The 17,575-nt window shown below is 74.6% G+C and carries 11 protein-coding genes; 2 read left to right on the top strand and 9 right to left on the bottom strand.

The annotated features are described in order from the left end of the window. Positions 1–224: 224 nt before the first annotated feature. From ACZ7IF_RS23460 to ACZ7IF_RS23445, 4 genes are all read right to left on the bottom strand, one after another. Entirely contained in the window at positions 225–557 is a 333-nt protein-coding gene (locus tag ACZ7IF_RS23460; RefSeq protein WP_470974436.1) for a hypothetical protein, read from the bottom strand. Next, complete coding sequence (locus tag ACZ7IF_RS23455; protein ID WP_351879426.1) at positions 554–925, bottom strand: WhiB family transcriptional regulator; 372 nt, start codon at positions 923–925, stop codon at positions 554–556. The genes ACZ7IF_RS23460 and ACZ7IF_RS23455 overlap by 4 nt, the downstream gene beginning before the upstream one ends. 185 nt (positions 926–1,110) lie before the next feature. Next, positions 1,111–1,428 (bottom strand): hypothetical protein, encoded by a 318-nt coding sequence (locus ACZ7IF_RS23450; protein WP_470974434.1) that lies wholly within the window; start codon positions 1,426–1,428, stop codon positions 1,111–1,113. Between the two features lie 165 nt (positions 1,429–1,593). Continuing rightward, the gene (locus ACZ7IF_RS23445) at positions 1,594–3,855 is read right to left on the bottom strand and encodes an ATP-dependent DNA helicase UvrD2 (RefSeq protein WP_470974432.1); all 2,262 of its coding nucleotides are present in this window, start codon (positions 3,853–3,855) and stop codon (positions 1,594–1,596) included. 149 nt (positions 3,856–4,004) lie between these two features. Here ACZ7IF_RS23445 and ACZ7IF_RS23440 point away from each other — a divergent pair, with 149 nt between their 5' ends. Continuing rightward, the gene (locus ACZ7IF_RS23440) at positions 4,005–4,265 is read left to right on the top strand and encodes a mycoredoxin (RefSeq protein WP_030011087.1); all 261 of its coding nucleotides are present in this window, start codon (positions 4,005–4,007) and stop codon (positions 4,263–4,265) included. A gap of 56 nt (positions 4,266–4,321) precedes the next feature. Here ACZ7IF_RS23440 and nudC read toward each other — a convergent pair whose 3' ends face one another. From nudC to ACZ7IF_RS23415, 5 genes are all read right to left on the bottom strand, one after another. Next, complete coding sequence (gene nudC / locus ACZ7IF_RS23435) at positions 4,322–5,269, bottom strand: NAD(+) diphosphatase (RefSeq protein WP_470974430.1); 948 nt, start codon at positions 5,267–5,269, stop codon at positions 4,322–4,324. Between the two features lie 41 nt (positions 5,270–5,310). Beyond that, the gene (locus tag ACZ7IF_RS23430; RefSeq protein ID WP_470974428.1) at positions 5,311–6,729 is read right to left on the bottom strand and encodes a dipeptidase; all 1,419 of its coding nucleotides are present in this window, start codon (positions 6,727–6,729) and stop codon (positions 5,311–5,313) included. A gap of 10 nt (positions 6,730–6,739) precedes the next feature. After that, positions 6,740–10,303: a UvrD-helicase domain-containing protein gene (locus tag ACZ7IF_RS23425; RefSeq protein WP_470974426.1), complete on the bottom strand. Its 3,564-nt coding sequence runs from the start codon at positions 10,301–10,303 to the stop codon at positions 6,740–6,742. A gap of 43 nt (positions 10,304–10,346) precedes the next feature. Then, positions 10,347–14,030, bottom strand: a complete 3,684-nt coding sequence (locus ACZ7IF_RS23420) for a UvrD-helicase domain-containing protein (RefSeq protein WP_470974679.1) — start codon at positions 14,028–14,030, stop codon at positions 10,347–10,349. A gap of 306 nt (positions 14,031–14,336) precedes the next feature. Beyond that, positions 14,337–14,684 carry an MGMT family protein gene (locus ACZ7IF_RS23415; protein ID WP_470974424.1) on the bottom strand — a complete coding sequence of 116 codons (348 nt, stop codon included), beginning with the start codon at positions 14,682–14,684 and terminating at the stop codon, positions 14,337–14,339. A gap of 119 nt (positions 14,685–14,803) precedes the next feature. Between ACZ7IF_RS23415 and ACZ7IF_RS23410 the strand changes: the two genes are divergently transcribed. Beyond that, positions 14,804–17,503: a lysylphosphatidylglycerol synthase transmembrane domain-containing protein gene (locus ACZ7IF_RS23410; protein WP_470974422.1), complete on the top strand. Its 2,700-nt coding sequence runs from the start codon at positions 14,804–14,806 to the stop codon at positions 17,501–17,503. Positions 17,504–17,575: the final 72 nt, after the last annotated feature.

Raw genomic sequence — 17,575 nt, 5'->3', positions numbered from 1 at the left:
TTCGCCCCGGGGGGGGGGGGGTGGGGGGTTTGGTGGCCCCCCCACAAAATAGCCCCCAGGCGGTTCGGCGGGGACCCCGAAGACACGGGGGACGGCCCGTTCTCTCCCCCCCCCCCCCCCCGGTGCTGCCGTCGCCGGCCGTGTTCGGCCGGCTCCGGCGGCGTTCAAGCCGCTTTCAAGTCGCCTTCGAGCCGCTTCCGGACCCTGTCGGGCCCGTCGCGTGCTCAGTGCATGACGGCCATGGCCAGCGCGCGCCGGGCGCGCATGGAGACGCGCTCGGCCCTCCGCTGCATGCGCCGCGCGGCGACCAGGCGCAGGGCGTGACGCTCGGCGTCCACCTCGCGCATGCGGTCGTCCATATGGGCACGGGCCAGGGCTTCTGGGATGAGTTGCATTTCGCGGGTCCTGTTCTGACGCGAGGTGATCGCGCCTGCGGTGATGAAGTCTGCGGTGGCGGAGCCGTGCGGCTGCTCGCTCGTGGTGGCGTAGGGGGACATGGGGGCCTGCTTCAAGGGGTCGTGCGTCAGGGGGCGGTCGATGGTTCCGATGGCGGTCATGCCGCTGCAACCGGGTTCTTGCGCGGACGGCCACGGGGCCGCTTGCGGGCCACGACCACGCCCTGGACGAAGAGCTCCCCGCCCCAGACGCCCCAGGGCTCGCGGCGCTCCTTGGCGCCGGCGAGGCAGGCCTCGACCAGCGGGCAGGTGCCGCAGAGGGACTTGGCGTACTCGACGTCCGCCGGGGACTCGGCGAAGAAGACCTCGGGGTCGAAGGTTCGGCAGGGGACGGGGACGCCGAGGTTCTCGATGGCGTCGTCGAGCGCGGTGAGCGCGGTGAGGGGGGTCAAGGCGGGGTCCTCCGGGACTGCGGGCGGGGAGATCGTTTGGGTCTGCGGTACGGACGGGGCGTGCGCTTCGAGTTGCACGGTGTTTTCTTCCTCGTCTTGTTCGGCTAGTCGTTCCGGCCGGTCGGCCGGGTGGCGGCTGTGGTACCTGGTCTTGCCAGTCCCGAGGCCCCTTCGCTCCGTCGTCCCCGTTCGGGGACAAACAGAAGGGCCGCGGATCCCGGGTGGGGTTCCGCGGCCCTGAAGGCGCCGGCCTGATCATGCAATCAGGCTGGATCACTCCAGGGTTCGAGCCCGCGGAAGGCCCACATCAGGTGGTGCTGCTGCTGCGTCTGCGTCTTGAGTCCGGCACCGGCTGCGGCCGCGAAGCCATAGGCGCCATGCGCCTTCCGGGCTTCCGCTACTGCCACCAGTGCCTTGGTCGGTCGCTCATTGCGCTCGCTGACCGGAAGGGTCGCCAGCAGGGCGGGGCTGTCAGCGGAAATCACGGACAGACCGGTGCCCAGGAGGGAGACAGAACCGAGCAGGCAGGAAGCGTCGACCGAGCGATCGGTCATTTTGGTGAAGGTCATGAAGCTGGTCACTGGTCTCGCCTCCTCTCGGCGTCTCGGGGACTGGGCTGTGAGGCCTGTCCCATGTATTCGGATAAGTACAGCACGGATCCGGAGCTTCGGAGAAGCCACCGTTTCCGTTGCTAAGAACCTATGGGGCTTCGCCGGGCATGTGCAAACTATTTTTCCGACGAGTTTCTACGCGTCGTCTGGATCCTCACCGTCAGTCTCCTGACCAGTACAGATGGCCAGGACGTCGGCCCCGTACCGGTCGAGCTTGCGGCCGCCCACACCGGAGATCATCGAGAGCTCTCCCGGCTCGGAGGGCGCGGCCTCGGCGATCGCCATGAGGGTTTTGTCCGTGAACACACAGTATGCGGGCAGCCCCTGGAGCTTCGACTGTCCGGCGCGCCACTCGCGCAGCCGCTCGTAGAGGCCCTCGTCCATGTCCGAGGGGCAGTCCCCGCAGCGCATCAGCTTGATGTCCCCGGCCTCGGTCAGGGTCCGGCCGCAGACCCGGCACAGCACCGGCCCGCGGCGGCCCCGCTTGCGCGGCGCGCCCTCGGCCGGGGTGCCCGGCCGGCCGGCGGGGGCCGCGGAGCCCGGCCGCAGCCCGTTCAGGAAGCGGCTGGGGCGACGGGAGGCCCGGCCGCCCGGAGCCCGGGAGAGGGCCCAGGAGAGGGTCAGGTGCAGCCGTGCGCGGGTGACGCCGACGTAGAGCAGCCTGCGCTCCTCCTCGACCTGCTCGTCGGTCTTGGCGTAGGTGATCGGCATCATGCCGTCGGTGAGGCCGACCAGGAACACGGCGTCCCACTCCAGGCCCTTCGCGGCGTGCAGCGAGGCGAGGGTGACGCCCTGGACGGTCGGGGCGTGCTGCGCGGCCCTGCGCTCGTCCAGTTCGACGGTGAGCTCGGCCAGCCCCGCGCCGGGGCGGGAGCGGGCGAAGTCCTCGGCGAGGCGGACCAGCGCGGCCAGCGACTCCCACTGGTCGCGCACGGCGCCGGAGCCGGCGGGCGGCTCGGTGGTCCAGCCGGTGGAGCTGAGCACGGCCCGGACCTGGGCGCCGAGCTCGACGACGTCGTCGAGCAGCGGGTCGTTGCCCGCGGAGCGGGCGGCTCCGCGCAGCGCGAGGACCGCCTTCTGCACCTCGGCGCGCTCGAAGAAGCGCTCCGCGCCGCGCAGCTGGTACGGGACGCCGGCGTCGGCGAGGGCCTGCTCGTAGACCTCGGACTGGGCGTTGATGCGGTAGAGCACGGCGATCTCGCCGGCCGGGACCCCGGCCGCGATCAGGTCGCGGACCCGGCGGGCGACGCCCTCGGCCTCGGCGGGCTCGTCGGGGTACTCGGCGTAGACCGGGTCGGGGCCGGGCTCGCGCTGGGAGACCAGCTCCAGCCGGTGTTCGGCGGCCCGGCCGCGGGCCTGGTTCAGCAGGCCGTTGGCGAGGTGGACCACCTGGGGGGTGGAGCGGTAGTCGCGGATCAGCTTGACCACGGTGGCCTGCGGGTAGCGGGTGCGGAAGTTCAGCAGGTGGTCGGGGGTGGCGCCGGTGAAGGAGTAGATCGTCTGGCTGGCGTCGCCGACGACGCAGAGGCTGTCGCGGTCGCCGAGCCACAGCTCCAGCAGGCGCTGCTGGAGCGGGCTGACGTCCTGGTACTCGTCCACCACGAAGTGCTGGTACTGGGTGCGGATCTGCTCGGCGATGTCGTGGCGGTCCTGGAGGATGCCGACGGTGAGGAGCAGCACGTCCTCGAAGTCGATCATGCCGCGGTCGCGCTTGAGCTGCTCGTACGTGCCGTAGATCTGGGCGATCTCGGCCATGTCGCGGGGGGCCTCGCGGCCCGCCTTGAGGGCGGCGGCCGGGTAGTCGGCGGGGACGGTCTGGGTGACCTTGGCCCACTCGATCTCGCCGGTGACGTCGCGCAGCTCGTTGCGGTCGAGGCGGACGCGGCAGCGCGCACCGGCCTCGGCCACGAACTGGATCTTGCGCTCCAGGAGCCGGGGCACCTCCCCGCCGATCGCCCGGGGCCAGAAGTACTGGAGCTGGCGCAGGGCGGCGGAGTGGAAGGTGCGGGCCTGGACCCCGCCCGCGCCGAGGGCGCGGAGCCGGCCGCGCATCTCGCCGGCGGCGCGGTTGGTGAAGGTGACGGCGAGCACGCTGGCCGGCATGAGCTGGCCCGAGCGGACGCCGTAGGCGATGCGGTGGGTGATCGCGCGGGTCTTGCCGGTACCGGCGCCCGCCAGTACGCACACCGGGCCGCGCAGGGTCGTGGCGACCTCGCGCTGCTCAGGGTCCAGGCCCTGGAGCACGGCGTCGGCGTCGACGTCGGGCGCGCCGCCGCCGGCCGGTACGGATGAGGAGTGCGTTGCTGCTGTCACCCCGCCATGCTGCCAGGTCCGGTGGGCCGGACGGGAAACCCGTCCACAGGCCCAGGGCGTCCGTCGTACCGGTCGGACCGGCATACCGGCAGGTACCGCGGGAGTGGATCAGCCCGCAGTCGGATCGGTCACACCGGGCGCCCCGGCGGGAATGGCGTGGCGGGGCGGGACGTTCGACTCCTCGGATCATCAACCGGCACCGCGATCCACCGAGACCTCACAGAGGAGCGAGCATGCAGGACACGGGCACCGTCACGATGTACAGCACCACCTGGTGCGGCTACTGCCGTCGGCTGAAGACCCAGCTGGACCGGGAGGGCATCGCGTACAACGAGATCAACATCGAGCTCGACCCGGAGTCCGCGGCGTTCGTGGAGAAGGCCAACGGCGGCAACCAGACGGTTCCGACCGTGCTCGTGAAGTCCGCCGCCGGCAGCGAGTCCGTCATGACGAACCCGAGCCTGGCCCAGGTCAAGCAGGCCCTCGCCGTCTGACGCGCGCTCCCGGAACGGCCCCCGCCGCGGCGGGGGCCGTCTGCGTGCACCGGGGGTCAGACGGCCGCCGGCCCCTTGGGGAGCGGCTGGCCGTACCAGAGCTCGACCAGGCGCGCGGCGATGGAGATGCCCGACGGGGGCAGGACCTCGCCGGCCTCGATCGCGGCGCGGTAGTCCTCGCGGGAGAACCAGCGGGCCTCCTGGATCTCCTCGCCGTCGACCGTGATCTCCGAGCTGACCGCGCGGGCGTTGAAGCCCAGCATCAGGCTGTACGGGAACGGCCAGGGCTGGCTGGCGACGTACTCGACCTCGCCGATCCGCACCCCCGCCTCCTCCCACACCTCGCGGACCACGGACTGCTCTATCGACTCGCCCGGCTCCACGAAGCCGGCCAGCGTCGAGAAGCGGCCCTCCGGCCAGTGCACCTGGCGGCCCAGAAGCGCCCGGTCCTGCTCGTCGGTGACCAGCATGATCACGGCCGGGTCGGTGCGCGGGTAGTGCTCGGCGCCGCAGCCCGGGCAGCGGCGGATGTGGCCGGCCGCCGCGACGACGGTGCGCTCGCCGCAGCGGGAGCAGAAGCGGTGCATGCGCTGCCAGTTCTCCAGAGCCACCGCGTTCACCATCAGCCCGGCGTCGCGCGGGTTCAGCAGCAGCCCGGCCTCGCGCAGCCCGGCCGGGCGGGCCGACTGGTCCATGCGGCCCGGCAGGGAGTCCTTCTGCAGCGCGAAGTACCGTACGCCGTCCTCGTCCGTGCCCAGGAAGTACCGGTGCGTCTCGGTGACCGGTGCCTCGAAGGCGGGGGTCATCACGATGCCCGTGCCGCCGTCGGGGGTGTCGTCGATCAGCACCTGGCCGCCGGAGACGACGAAGACGCGGGTCGTCGGGTGGCTCCAGGCCGCGGCGAGCCACGCCTCGTCGAGACGGTGGTGCGCGGCGCGGTCGATGCCGCTGGGCGCGGTGAGCGAGAGAGGACGCTCGGTATGGGTGCTCACTGGTACTTCCAACTCCCCCGGTGGTGGGACAAGGCAGGCGTACGGAACGTGCTTCAGGCGGTGGTGGCGGGCGACCAGTTCTCGGCCAGGTCGCCCCACAGGTAGGCGGTGGTCTCCACGCCCTTGAGGAGGAGGTCCAGCTCGACCTTCTCGTTCGGGGAGTGCCAGCCGTCGGAGGGTACGGAGATCCCCAGGAACAGGACCGGCGCGCCCAGCACGTCCTGGAGGTCTGCCGCCGGGCCCGAGCCGCCCTCGCGGGTGAAGCGGACCTGCTGCCCGAAGGCACGGCCCATGGCGCGGACCACGGACTGCAGCGCCGGGTGGTCCAGCGGGGTCAGGCAGGGCCGGGTGGGTGCGCCGAACCTGATGCAGTGCCGGATCCCGGCGGGGACGCGGGCCGCGACCCAGTCCCGGACGGCCGCCTCGACCTCGTACGGGTCCTGCCCGGAGACCAGGCGGAACGAGAGCTTCAGGTGGGCGGTGGCGGGCACGATGGTCTTGCCGCCGGGGCCCTGGTAGCCGCCGCCGATGCCGTTGACCTCGGCGGTGGGGCGGGCCCAGACGCGCTCCAGCGTGGAGTAGCCGGCCTCGCCGGCGGCCGCGTACGACTTGGCCGTGCGCAGCCACTCGGCCTCGTCGAAGGGCAGCTCGGAGATCAGCCGGCGCTCGGCCTCGGTCAGCTCGGCGATGTTGTCGTAGAAGCCGGGGATCGTGACCCGCCCGTCCTCGTCGTGCAGCGCCGCGACGACGCGGGCGGCGACGGCCGCCGGGTTGGGCACGGCACCGCCGAAGGCGCCCGAGTGGATGTCCTGGTCGGGGCCGTGGAAGTCGATCTCGCAGTCGGCGACGCCGCGCATGCCGGTGCAGACGGTGGGGGTGGTCTCGGACCACATGCCGGTGTCGGAGACGATCACGACGTCGGCGGCGAGCTCGGCGGCGCGGGCCTCGACGAGGTCGCGGAAGTTCGGGGAGCCGGACTCCTCCTCGCCCTCGATGAGCAGCTTGAGGTGCACGGCGGGGGCCTCGGCGCCGGTCGCGGCGAGGTGGGCGCGCAGGCCGAGGGTGTGGAAGAACACCTGGCCCTTGTCGTCGGCGGCGCCGCGCCCGTACATCCGGCCGTCCTTGACGACCGGCTCGAAGGGCTCGGTGTGCCAGCCGTCGGCGAGGGCGGCGGGCTGGACGTCGTGGTGCCCGTACACCAGGACGGTGGGGGCGGCGGGGTCGGCGGCCGGCCAGTGCGCGAACACGGCGGGGGCGCCGGTGCCGTCGGCGGTCTCCCAGACGTGGGTTTCCGGGAAGCCGGTCTCCTTGAGCTTCGCGGCGAGCCAGTCGGCGCTGCGGCGTACGTCGCCCGCGTGCTCGGGCTGGGCCGAGACGGAGGGGATGCGCAGCCACTCGGCGAGGTCGTCGAGGAAGGCGGCACGGTGGGTGTCGATGTACGTGCGGACGACGCTGTCCGGGGTTTCGCTCATGGCCACGAGCCTATCCGTCCCCCCGGTGGGCGCCGTCCGTGCCCGATTTGCCTTGGAGGATCCGCTCAAGACGCTCCCGTCCGGGCAGGTCGCGGGGGCGGATCACGCGGCCGCTGCGGACGTGCAGGAAGGCGGCGGAAACCCGGTCGAGGGGGGTGCCGGTGGCTTCCGCCCAGGCCAGCCGGTACACGGCGAGCTGGAGGGGGTCGGCCTGGGTGGTGCGGCCGGTCTTCCAGTCGACCACCTCGTACGAGCCGTCGGGGTTGCGGTACACGGCGTCGATCCGGCCGCGGATCACCCGGCCGGCGAGGGTCAGCTGGACCGGCGCCTCCATCCGGTACGGGGTGCGCTCGGCGTACTCGCTGCGCTCGAAGGCGGCCTTGAGCGCGGCGAGGTCGGCCTCGTCGGCGACCTCCTGGTCGGAGCCGGGGAGGTCGGCGGCGGGGTCGAGGAGGTCGTCGAGGAGCGGCAGGGGCAGCTCGTCGAAGCGGGACTCGACCCAGGCGTGGAAACGGGTGCCCTGGCGCGCCGCGGGCTGCGGCGGCTTGGGCATGGGGCGGGCGAGATCGCGTACGAAGCCCTGCTCGTCGGCGGCGAGGCGCAGGAGCTGGCTCGCGGACAGGGCGGAGGGCAGCTCGACGTCCCGCACGGCTGCGCGGGCGCGGCGGAGCTCGCCCTCCAGGGCGTCGAGGTCCCGGTCCCAGGAGGCGATGGTGCGGGCCTCCTCGGGGGTGAGGTCGCCGGTACCGCTCAGTGCCGGGCCCTCCGGGTGGGGGGTCTCCGGGTACGGCTGCCGCGCCGGGGCGGTGGCGTGCGGGCCCCCGGCCCCGGGCCCGGACGGGGCGGCTTCGCCGGCCCACAGGTCGTCCGGGTGCCCGGCCCCGGTGTCGGCGGGGTCCGGCGAGAGGTTCCCTTCCCCCGCCGGGGCTTCGTCCCACGGGTCGGCGGGCACGGCCTCGCCGGCCCAGAGGTCGTCCGGGCGGGGTTCGTCGTCGTAGGACGGGTCCTCGCAGTCGGGGGGCCAGAGGTAGGGGTCCTCGGCCGGGGCCGGGGGGCGGGGGGCGGTGAGGTGGGCTTCGACCAGGGCGGCCGCCTGGCGGCGGAGGGTCAGGGAGGCCGGGTCCAGGGGCAGGGGCCAGGAGTGGTCCGGGGCGGCGTCGGCGGCCAGGGCCGGGTTCTCGGCGTCGCGGGGCGGTTCGTCCGCCCAGGCCTCGATCTCGCCGAAGCCGGCCGCGCAGTGGTCGTGGAGGGCCGTCAGGAAGGCCGAGGGGCCCCGGCGGCGCTTCTGGGTGGGGCCCCACCAGTGGCCCGAGGCCAGCAGCAGGGAGCGGGGGCGGGTGAAGGTCACGTAGCCGAGGCGGAGCTCTTCCGTCTGCTTGTGGGTCTTCAGGGCCGCCTTGAAGGTCTTCAGGCCCGCCGAGGTCCACGCCGGTGCGGCCGGCAGGGTGTCGGCGTCGCCGCGCAGGGCGTAGGGAAGGACCTTCGGGTACGAGGTCCAGGCTTCGGGGGCCTTCTCCTTCGGGAAGGAGCCCGCGTTCAGGTCGGGGACGACCACCACGTCCCACTCCAGGCCCTTGGACTTGTGGGCGGTCAGCACCTTGACGGTGTTCTCCCCGCCCGGCAGCGCGTGGTCGAGGCCCTTCTCGTACTGCGCGGCCGTGCGCAGGAAGCCCAGGAAGGCGAGGAGGGTCGCCTCCCCGTCCAGGGCGGCGAAGCCGGCCGCGACGTCCAGGAAGCCGGAGAGGGTCTCGCGCCGGCGGGCCGCCAACGCGTGCGGGGAGGCCGACAGCTCCACGTCCAGGCCCGTCGTGGTCAGGACCCGGTGCAGGACGTCCATCAGGGGGTCGGAGAGCGAGCGGCGCAGGTCGCGGAGTTCCTGGGCGAGGTGCGCGAAGCGGACCCGGGCGGCCGCGGAGAAGGGGAGGCCTTCGGGGGCCGAGCCGTCCAGGAAGGTTTCCAGCGCGTCGGCCAGGGAGACGACCTCGGCCGGGTCGACGCCCTCGACCGCCGCCGCGAGCCGGCCGTCGGGCCCGTCGGAGGCGTCGGGGCGGGCGACCAGCTGCCGGGCCAGGCGCCCGAGCAGGGCCAGGTCGCGGGCGCCGATCCGCCAGCGGGGGCCGATGAGGAGGCGGACCAGGGCGGCATTGGCCCCGGGGTCCTGGAGCACCTCGCAGACGGAGACCAGGTCGGCCACCTCCGGGAGGTGGAGCAGGCCGGAGAGGCCGACGACCTCGACCGGGACGTCCCGGGCGACCAGGACCGCCTGGATCTGCGCGAAGTCGGCGGCCGAGCGGCACAGGACCGCGATCTCGCCGGGCTCCCTGCCCGTGCGGACCAGGTGGGCGACGGAGTCGCCGAGCCACTCCAGCTCCTCGGCGTGGGTGTTCAGCAGGGCGCAGCGGACCGTGCCGTCGTGCTCGGCGCCCGGGGCGGGGCGCAGCGCCTCGACGCCCTCGTGCATGGCGCGCAGCGGGGCGGCGAGGCCGTTGGCCAGGTCGAGGAGGCGGCCGCCGCTGCGGCGGTTCTCGCTGAGGGAGAGGCGGGTCGCGGGGCTGCCGTCGGCGTGCGGGAAGTGCTCGGGGAAGTCGTCGAGGTTGGCGACGGACGCGCCGCGCCAGCCGTAGATGGCCTGGCAGGGGTCGCCGACGGCGGTCACGGCGTGCCCGGTGCCCCCGCCGAAGAGGCCGGACAGCAGCAGCCGCTGGGCGACGGAGGTGTCCTGGTACTCGTCGAGGAGGACCACCCGGAACTCCTCGCGGAGCAGGGCGCCGACCTCCGGTCGGGTGGTGGCGAGCCGCGCGGAGAGGGCGATCTGGTCGCCGAAGTCGAAGAGGTCGCGGGAGCGCTTGGCGGCGCGGTAGCGGGAGACCAGTTCCAGCAGCTCCAGGCGGCCGCGTACCGCCTCGGGGACCTTGCGCAGGTCGTCGTTGGTGAGCTCGGCGCCGGCGAGCCCGTCGAGCAGCGCGGTGTCGTGGGCGCGCAGTGCGTCCGGCTCGACGAGGTGCTCGGAGAGTTCCCCGTCGAGCGCGAGGAGGTCGCTGACCAGGTCGGGGACGGACTTGGTGAGGGAGGGGTAGGGGCCGGGGGCCTCGCGGAGCACCTTCGCGGCGAGCTGGAAGCGGGTGGCGTCGGCGAGGAGGCGGGCGCTGGGCTCCAGGCCGATGCGCAGGCCGTGGTCCTTGAGGAGCTGCCCGGCGAAGGCGTGGTACGTGGAGATGCGGGGCTCGCCGCCGGCGGTCCCGGCCTCGACGTCGGCCGGGGAGGGGTCGGGGTCGGTGACGCCGGCCCGGGCGAGCGCCTTGCGGACGCGCTCGGCCAGCTCGCCGGCCGCCTTGTTGGTGAAGGTCAGGCCGAGGACCTGTTCGGGGGCGACCGTGCCGGTGCCGACCAGCCAGACGACGCGGGCGGCCATGACGGTGGTCTTGCCGGAGCCGGCGCCCGCCACGATGACCTGGGGGGCGGCCGGGGCGGTGACGCAGGCCAGCTGTTCGGGCGTGAACGGGATCCCGAGGAGCTCCTTGAGCTGCTCGGGATCGTCGAGGACGGGGGCGCGCCCGGACGCGTACGCGGTCACCTCAAAAGGCTAGCCGCCGCCACGGACACTCCCGTCCGGCGTCTCATTCCACGGTCTGGCGGCCCTCGGGCAGGGCGCTGCACGCGCTGCGGAAGGTGCAGCGGGTGCAGTGTTCGCCGGTGGCGGGGGCGAAGCGTTCGTCGAGGACCCGGCCGGCGGCGGTGGCCAGCAGGTCGCCGACCCATTCGCCGGAGCCGCCGCCGGACAGCGGTTCCTGCGCCTGGATCTTGGGGACCTCGTCGCCGCCGTCGCGTTTGGCGGCGCCCTGGCGCAGCTGGACGAGTTCGGCGCCGCCGGGTTCGGGGCGGCGGCCGTCGAAGACCTCGTCGACGGCGCCCTCGCGGACGGCGAGCTGGTAGACGGCGAGCTGCGGGTGGCGGGCGACCTCGTCCCTGGTCGGGGCGCCCTTGCCGGTCTTGAAGTCGACGACGTACGCGCGGCCCTGCGGGTCGGCCTCGACGCGGTCCATGGAGCCGCGGATCCGTACGGCGTACCCGCCGGCGTCGAGGGTGACGTCGAAGTCGTGCTCGGTGGCGACGGCGGCCCGGCCGCCGCGGTCGGTGGTGTGCCAGCGCAGGAAGCGCTCCAGGGCGGCGCGGGCGTTGTCCTTCTCCTGGCGGGACTTCCAGGGGGCGTCGAAGGCGAGGGCGTCCCAGACGGAGTCCAGGCGTTCCATGAGGACGGCCAGGTCGGCGGGGGTGCGGCCGGAGGCGACCTCGTCGGCGAGGACGTGGACGACGTTGCCGAAGCCCTGGGCGGCGGTGGAGGGGGTGTCGGCCTTGACCTCGCGGCCCAGGAACCACTGGAGGGAGCAGGTGTTGGCGAGCTGGTCCAGGGCGCTGCCGGAGAGGGCGACGGGCCGGTCGCGGTCGCGGAGGGGGACGGCGGAGGCGGTGGGCTCGTACAGGCCCCACCAGCGCTGCGGGTGCGCGGCGGGCACCAGCGGGCGGTCCTCGTCGTCGGTGAGCGCGGCGAGGCGGGCCAGGCGGCGGGCGGCGGCGTCGCGCAGGGCGGGCGAGGCGCCGGGGTCGACGGTGGTGGCGCGGAGCTCGGCGACGAGGGCGGGGACGGCGAGGGGGCGGCGGGGGCGGCCGGTGACGTCCTTGGGGGTGACGCCGAGTTCGGTGAGGAAGCGGGAGGGCTGGTCGCCGTCCTCGGCGGGGGCCTTGACGGCGGTGACGACGAGGCGGTGGCGGGCGCGGGTGGCGGCGACGTAGAAGAGCCGGCGTTCCTCGGCGAGGAGGGCGCCGGGGGTGAGGGGTTCGGCGAGGCCGTCGCGGCCGATGCGGTCGGCTTCGAGGAGGGAGCCGCGGCGGCGCAGGTCGGGCCAGAGCCCTTCCTGGACCCCGGCGACGACGACGAGGCCCCACTCCAGGCCCTTGGAGCGGTGGGCGGTCATCAGGCGTACGGCGTCGGTGCGGACGGCGCGGCCGGTGAGGGTGTCGGCGGCGATGTCCTCGGCTTCCAGCTGTTCGAGGAAGTTGAGCGCGCCGCGGCCGCCGGTGCGTTCCTCGGCGCGGGCGGCGTTGTCGAAGAGGGCGCAGACCGCGTCGAGGTCGCGGTCGGCGTTGCGGCCCGCGGTGCCGCCGCGGCGGGCCTGGCGTTCGAGGCGCTGCGGCCAGGGGGTGCCGTCCCAGAGGGTCCAGAGGGCCTCCTCGGCGGTGCCGCCGCCCTGGAGCAGCTCGCGGGTCTTGCGCAGCAGCAGGCCGAGGCGCTGCGCTCCGCGGGCGTAGGCGGGGTCGTGGGCGGTGAGCCGTTCGGGCTCGGCGAGGGCGCGGGCCAGCAGTACGTCGGAGGGCTCGGGCACGGCGACCCCGGCGGCCCGCTCCTCGTCGCGCAGCGCCCGCCCGAGCCGGCGCAGGTCGGCGGCGTCCATCCCGCCGAGCGGCGAGGTCAGCAGCACGGTCGCCCCCTCGACCCCGACCCACCCTTCGCCGCTGCCTCCGGGGGTCTCGGGGGTCTCGGGGTAGCCCCCGGGTCCGGTTCCTCCGGCCGGTGCCCCGGCGCCGGGGGCCATGCTTCCGGCGGCAGCGGCGGAGCCCCCGGGGCCGTCGGATCCGGCGCCGGGGCCCGGGGGAAGGTCCCGCCCACCCGCCCCGAAGTCGCGAGCGAGCTCGCGCACCCCGGCGCCCGCGGCGCCCGGCGCGGACGCCCCGGAGCCCGTCTGCTCGGCGGCCTCCGGCAGGGCGGCCGACACCGCGGCAACGCCCGGGAGGGCGGCGGCGGATGCGGCCCCGCCCGACAGGGCGGTCGCGCCCTGGTCTGCGTCCGGCCGGGCAGCAATCGGTTCGGCACCCGCCAGCACGCCTGCGGCCGGCGGCCGGTCCGCACCCGGCTCCCCGCCCGGCACGGCGGCCCCGGCCGACGGGTCGGCCGCGTCCCGCAGGGCAGAGCCGTCCTGGTCACCGCCCGGCAGGGCAGCCACGTCCGACGGGGCAGAGCCCTCCCCACCCCCGCCCGGCAGGGCCACGGCCGCGGAGGCCGTGAGGCGGAGGGCCGTCAGGAGGGGGGCCACGGCGGGTTCGTGGCGGAGGGGGGTGGACGCGGCGTCGGTTTCCGCCGGGACTCCCGCCGCGATCAGGGCGCGGCGCATCGCCGGGAGGGTGCGGCCGCCCGCCCGGACCAGGACGGCCATGTCCCGCCAGGGGACGCCGTCCTCGAGGTGGGCGCGGCGCAGGATGTCGGCGATGTTGTCCAGCTCGGCGCCGGCCGTCGGGTACGTGTACACCTCCACGCTGCCGCCCTCCCGGGCCGGGGCGAGGTCCCGGTGCGCCCGGACGGCGGCCGCGGGCAGCCGCGGTACCGGCATGCGGGCGGTGAGGAGGCGGGTGGCGGCCAGCAGGTTCGAGCCCGAGCGGCGGCCGACCGTCAGGGCCCGGACCCCGGCGCCCGGGAAGGCCGACTCGAAGTCGAGGACGTTGTTGATGTCGGCGCCCCGGAAGGCGTAGATCGACTGGTCGGGGTCGCCGAAGGCCACCAGCGTCCCGGCCGGGCCGTTCAGCGCGCGCAGCAGCCGCAGCTGGGAGGCGTCGGTGTCCTGGTACTCGTCCACGAGGATCACGTCGTACGTGGCGGAGAGGGACGGGGTGGTCTCCGCCAGGAGCACGGCGCGGTGCACGAGTTCGGCGTAGTCCAGCGAGCCCTGGAGGTCGAGGACGTCGAGGTACTCGGAGAGGAAGGCCGCGGCCGCCTTCCAGTCGGGGCGGCCGATGCGCTCGGCGAAGGCGGCGAGGGCTTCGGGGCCCAGGCCCAGTTCGCGGGCGCGGGCCAGGACGGCGCGGACCTCGTCGGCGAAGCCGCGCGTGGTCAGCGCGGCCCGCAGGTCGTCCGGCCAGCGGATGGACCGCAGCCGCCGCTGGCCCTCCAGCAGGGTGCGGACCATCACGTCCTGCTCCGGGCCGGACAGCAGCCGCAGCGGGTCCGCGAAGAGCTCGTGGTCCTGGTGGGCGCGGACCAGGCCGTAGCAGAAGGAGTGGAAGGTGGTGGCCTGCGGGGCGCGGGCGCCGCCGAGCCGCAGGGCGGCGCGGTCGCGCAGTTCCACGGCCGCCTTCCGGCTGAAGGTGAGGATCAGGATCCGGGCGGGGTCGGTGCCCGCCTCGACCCGGGCGGCGGCGGCCTCGACGAGGGTGGTGGTCTTGCCGGTGCCGGGTCCGGCCAGGACCAGCAGGGGTCCGCGGGTGTGATCAACCACCGCCCGCTGGGCTGCGTCCAGAACAGGGGGAGCCACCTGGACCGGCCCGGTGCGCACCAGGCGGTACGCGTCAGGCGTGCGCGTACGCCGCTCCGAGCGGCCGGGGGGAGAGGTGATCACGTGGGGTGCCGGTCCTGGTGGGTCTGCGGTTGCTGCGGTCTGGCCGGCGGCCGCGGCGGTCTGGAGGACCACGGCCGCGTACGCCGAAGAGGCAACGCTACGCCAACCGCGCCGGCCGCCGCAGTCCGTCCCGCGGGGTGCGGAAGCCTGCCGGGAGGTCTGCGTCGCCGTCCTCCGTACGGGCCTTCGGCCCGCCGTCCGCGTCTCGTATGCCGGAAGCTGTCAGGTGTGAGACTCGTCGCCCCCGGCCCCCTCGTCGCGCCCGTCCCAGCGCGCCCTGCGCATGGCCAGCCGGGGTTCGCCGGAGGGGGTCTCGCGCAGCGGGGTGCCCTCGGTCCGGTAGTGCTCCAGGGCCCGCCGCTCGCTGCCGGGCAGGGGTACGCCGTCCGCCCGCACCACGCGCCACCAGGGCACGGCTCCTCCGTACAGGGCCATGACACGCCCGACTTGGCGCGGGCCTCCCTCGCCGAGCCACTCGGCCACGTCCCCGTACGTCATCACCCGGCCGGGCGGAATCCGCTCGGCCACCTCCAGTACCCGCTCCGCGTAGGCGGGCAGCTCTTCGCTCATTCGGCACATGGTGCCGGATGCCCCGGCCGGTCCGGTGGAACCCTTCCTTCCGTACCGGCGCGCACCCTGCTGCCCCGCGCGGCCGCCCGTCCGTGCCACCATCTTCCGGGCGGTGACTGGTGATACGTGATCAAGAAGAGACGGATGTGACGGCGAAGGAGCGGGTTGTGAGCCCTCCGGACGGCGCGGCGAGGGGCGATGACGCGCGCCCGGACGAGGCGCACCCCGACGACCCGCCCGGCCACACGCCGACGGCGGCCGACCGCGTCGAGGTGGACGAGCCGCTGCTCGCCGCCCGCGTGCACCGGCCCTCCGACCTGGTACGCCTGCTCGCCGGGATCCTCGGCATCGCCGTCGTGCTCGGCATCGCCGCGTTCGCCCACGGCACCACCGCGGGCCTGGAGCAGGACATCACGCAGGGCACCGGCCAGGCGCCGGCCCTGCTGATCAAGGTCGCGGGGCTGGTGTCCAGCATCGCCGTGCTCCTCGTGCCGGTGGCCTTCGCCATCGAGCGGCTGATCAAGCGCGACGGGCTGCGCATCGCCGACGGCGTCCTCGCGGCCGTCCTCGCGCACGGGGTGACCCTGGCCACCGACCTGTGGGTGTCCCAGGGCGCCCCCGAGACCATCCAGGACGCCCTGACCCGTGCCACGGCCACGGCCGGCTCCACCGACCCGGTGCACGGGTACCTCGCGCCCGTGATCGCGTACATGACCGCCGTCGGGATGACCCGGCGGCCCCGCTGGCGGGTCGCGCTTTGGGTGGTGCTGCTGTTGGACGCCTTCGCCATGCTGGTCAGCGGGTACACCACCCCGTTCTCGATCATCCTGACCGTGCTGATCGGCTGGAGCGTGGCGTACGGGACCCTGTACGCGGTCGGCTCTCCGAACGTCCGGCCCACCGGGCAGAACCTCCTCGCCGGCCTGCGCCGGGTCGGCTTCCAGCCGGTCAGCGCGATGCGCGCGGAGGCCGCGGACGGGGACAGCACGGAGACCGGCGACCGGGGCCGGCGGTACCACGTCACGCTGGAGGACGGCCCGCCGCTGGACGTCACCGTCGTGGACCGCGAACAGCAGGCGCAGGGCTTCTTCTACCGGGTCTGGCGGCGGATGACCCTGCGCGGGATCACCACCCGGCGCAGCATCCAGTCCCTGCGCCAGGCGCTGGAGCAGGAGGCCCTGCTCGCGTACGCCGCGATCGCGGCCGGGGCGAACGCGCCCAAGCTGATCGCCACCTCCGAGCTGGGTCCGGACGCCGTGATGCTCGTCTACGAGCACCTGGGCGGCCGCAACCTGGACGCGCTCGCCGACGAGGAGATCACCGACGAGCTGACCCGCAACGCGTGGGAGCAGGTACGGGCCCTGCAGTCGCGCCGGATCGCGCACCGCCGGCTCACGGGGGACGCGCTGGTGGTGGATCGTTCCGGCAAGGTGATCCTCACGGACCTGCGGGGTGGTGAGATCGCGGCCGGCGACCTGGTGCTGCGGATGGACATCGCGCAGCTGCTGACCACGCTGGGCCTGCGGGTCGGCGCGGAGCGGTCGGTGGCCTCGGCGGTGTCGGTGCTCGGGCCGGACACGGTGGCGGACTGCCTGCCGCTGCTCCAGCCGATCGCGCTGAGCCGCTCCACCCGGGCGACCCTGCGCAGGCTGGCCCGGGAGCGGGCCGACCGGCAGCGGGAAGCCGTGCTGGAGTCCTCGCGGGCGGCGAAGGCCGCGCGCGAGGCGGGCTCCGAACCCGCGGCGGCCACCGCGGCGGCCGACCGCAAGGCCGAGAAGAGGGCGCTGGACGACGCCCTCGAGGGGGCGCGGGAGGAGGACCTGCTGAGCCAGATCCGCCAGCAGGTGCTGCTGATCCGCCCGCAGGCGCCGGTGGAGCCGGCCCGGCTGGAACGGATCCGGCCGCGCACGCTGGTGTCCTTCATCGCGGGTGCCTTCGGTGCGTACTTCCTGCTCACGCAGCTGGCCCACGTGGACTTCGCGACGGTCATCGGCGAGGCGCAGTGGGGCTGGGTCGGGGCGGCGCTGGCCTTCTCGGTGCTGACGTACTTCGCGGCGGCGATGAGCCTGCTGGGCTTCGTCCCGGAACGGGTCCCCTTCCTGCGGACGGTGGTCGCGCAGGTCGCGGGGTCCTTCGTGAAGCTGGTCGCCCCGGCGGCGGTGGGCGGCGTCGCGCTGAACACCCGGTTCCTCCAGCGGGCGGGGGTCCGGCCCGGGCTGGCCGTGGCGAGCGTCGGCGCGTCGCAGCTGTTCGGGCTGGCCAGCCACATCCTGCTGCTGCTGGCCTTCGGCTACCTGACGGGTACCGAGAAGACCCCGGAGATGGCCCCGTCGAGGACGGTGATCGCGGGTCTGCTGACGGTGGCGGTGCTGGTGCTGGTCGTCACGGCGGTGCCGTTCCTGCGGAAGTTCGTGGTGACGCGGGTGCGGGCGCTGTTCGCGGGCGTGGTGCCGCGCATGCTGGACGTGCTCCAGCGGCCGCAGAAGCTGGTGACGGGCATCGGCGGGATGCTGCTGCTGACCGGCTGCTTCGTGATGTGCCTGGACGCCTCGATCCGCGCCTTCGGGGGCGGCGAGGCCATCAGCTACGCGAGCATCGCGGTGGTGTTCCTGGCGGGCAACGCGCTGGGCTCGGCGGCGCCGACGCCGGGCGGCATGGGCGCGGTGGAGACGACCCTGACGCTGGGTCTGATCGCGGCGGGGCTGGAGAAGGAGGTCGCGATCTCGGCGGTGCTGCTGTTCCGCCTGATGACCTTCTGGCTGCCGGTGCTGCCGGGGTGGGTGTCGTTCAACTTCCTGACGCGCAAGGAAGCCATCTAGCTCCGCGGGTTCCGCCGGTCCCGCCGTGGCCGGGGGCTCCGCCCCAGACCCCGCGCCTCGAACGCCGGCGGG

The organism is Streptomyces sp. NPDC037421 (assembly GCF_055602105.1).
The sequence above is the reverse complement of the archived record's forward strand: the minus strand, read 5'-3'. Positions and strand labels throughout refer to the sequence as shown.